1 protein-coding gene is annotated in these 2,144 nt (G+C 69.8%); it reads left to right on the top strand.

Annotated features, from left to right (window positions below):
• Nucleotides 1–99: 99 nt before the first annotated feature.
• Nucleotides 100–2,144, top strand: a 2,045-nt coding sequence (locus I55_RS19375; protein ID WP_044562228.1) for a hypothetical protein, incomplete at its 3' end; no start/stop codon positions are given.

The raw sequence follows: 2,144 nt of genomic DNA, 5'->3' as shown, positions 1-2,144 counted from the left end.
CAAGCTGGCGGCCGAAACCCGGCGGCTTGCCGACAAGGACGCCCGGTCGCGATCCGCCCTTCAGGGAACGACCCGGGGCGGCCGTCGGCCGCGTTCGCCTTGGCACCCCTGGACCAGGATGGCCAAGCTGAAGGTATTGGTGCGGAGCCGCATCCCCGCTTCGATGCCATGATGGCGGCGGCCCGGGACGCTCTGGAAGGCCTGGCCGAAGGCGGCTGGACCCTGCAGCGCACCGTGCTGGTCAATGCGAGCGGTGCCCGGGAAATCCCGACCCTCAGCGGCGGTGCTCCCGGGCTCACCCTGGTGCCCAGCGTTGGAGACGACGGCGAAGTCCGCTGGCGCATCGGCATGGGGCAAGGTGCGATGCCCGTCAACGGCAACGGCGCCTCCCAGTTTCGTGATCCCCAGTCGGCCGCCAGGGCCGCGGTTGAGCTTGGCGAGCAGGTCGGTTTCGACCGGAGCCAGGAGTGGAGCCAGTCCGACCGCCAGCGGGCACAAAGTGCGGCCAACACCCTCCTGGCCCCCCACCTGGCCCGTGATGCCGCCGCCTATGCGGAGCGGCAGCGCGCCCGGGCGGGAGAGGCCATCGCCGAGATGGCGGAGCGGGGCTTCGATGTCTCGCAGCCCCATTGGGTGGCCGTCACGGATGGCGAAAAGCCGGCGCTGCTCTACCCTGTCGGCCTTCAGGGGATCGTCTACGCCTATGCCAACCGTGACGCGGCGGCCCAGGTGGCGGACCACAACGTGGCGCCGGCCTACGTCCGGCGAGGCATGGTCGCGGACCTCACCAGCATCAACGATGGCGCCAGCGAAGTTTCCATCGAGCGGGTCCTGCGTGACCTTTGGGAGCAGAACTCGGAAGGAATCAAGCGAACCTGGTTCATCCATCATCTGGACCGCGAGGCCGTGGCCCGGCGCCTGGGCGAAAGCGCCTACGCCGAGGAGGCCGACGCCATTGAAGCGCTCGACCGGCAGGCCGAGGCCCTGACGTTCGACGACTATGTCGCCCACATCCGGCGCGCGGATTGGCACCCCCTGGCGGGGGCCTTCGAGGGCGACGCCCTCGCCGCCATCATGGCTGCCGCCCAGGACGCCGGCTTCACGGCCCTCCTGCACCGTGAGGTTCCTCAAGCCGCACCGAGGTTGGCGCTCTTCAATTCCCGGGACGTCGAGCTGGCCTGGGACAAGTTGGACGCTTCCATCGCGGCGGCCACCCGGGGCCGTGAAGCCGCCCGCCAGGCGACGGAGGCCTACAAGGCCCGGTTCCAAGCCGAGCAGCTGGCGCAGCGCCAAGCGGAGCTGGAGGCCATGAGGGCTTCCCTCGACCTGGCACAATTGGAAAGCGACGGCTTCGCCACCGGCAGAGCCGACATCGGCCACTATCCCGTGTCCTCCCGCGACTATGCCGACCTTGATCCTGTCGACCACGCGGGTCTGCGGGGTCACCCGGTTTTCCGCACCCGGGCGGAGGCGGAGGCGGTTGGGTCGCTGCTGGCCGGCGGGCCTCGGCAGTCTGTGCCCGTCTACGTCCGTACCGGCCGCATCGCCGACCTCTCTGCCCAGCCTTGGCCTGACAAGGTTCGCGAGGCAGCCGGTCAACTTCTCACCGCCAACCGGCAGGTGTTCTCCAGCTTCGGCATCAATGATGGCGGACAGCTGGAGCAGGTAGTCGCCCGGGGGGACTGGAGCGCTTTCGGACAGCACGGCAATGAGCTGTCCAGCATGCTGGTCCAGGTCATGCAGCGCGCCGGGTATGACAGCGTCCGGTTGAGGTCGCCCAGCGGCGAGGTGGTCTGGGTCTTCTCGGAGGCGGACCTGCACCTGGCGGTCGACGAACTCTACCGTGATCCCATGGATGGCCTGGCCCGCCAGAGCACCACCAGGGACGGCACGCCCGCCATCGGCATGGGCCCCCGCACCGCCCAGCTCCTGGGTCTGAAGACCCGGGGCGAGCGCATGGCGCTGGGGGTCGCGGGCGGTTCCAGCGGCCTCCTGAGCGGTCCCGCCGAGCAATCGCCGGTCCGCGAGGACCTTGTCTCGGCGGCCGATTTCGCGGCCGAAGTCCGCCTGACCGTTTCGCCCGAGGCCATCGTCTTCTCCGTGGCGGGCGAACGCCTCGTAGCCGTGGATGGCGACGCCCGACG

It is taken from the genome of Azospirillum sp. B4, from assembly GCF_000333275.1.
Lineage (GTDB): Bacteria > Pseudomonadota > Alphaproteobacteria > Azospirillales > Azospirillaceae > Nitrospirillum.
Note: the sequence above shows the minus strand (reverse complement) of the source record. Positions and strands in the feature narration are given on the sequence as shown.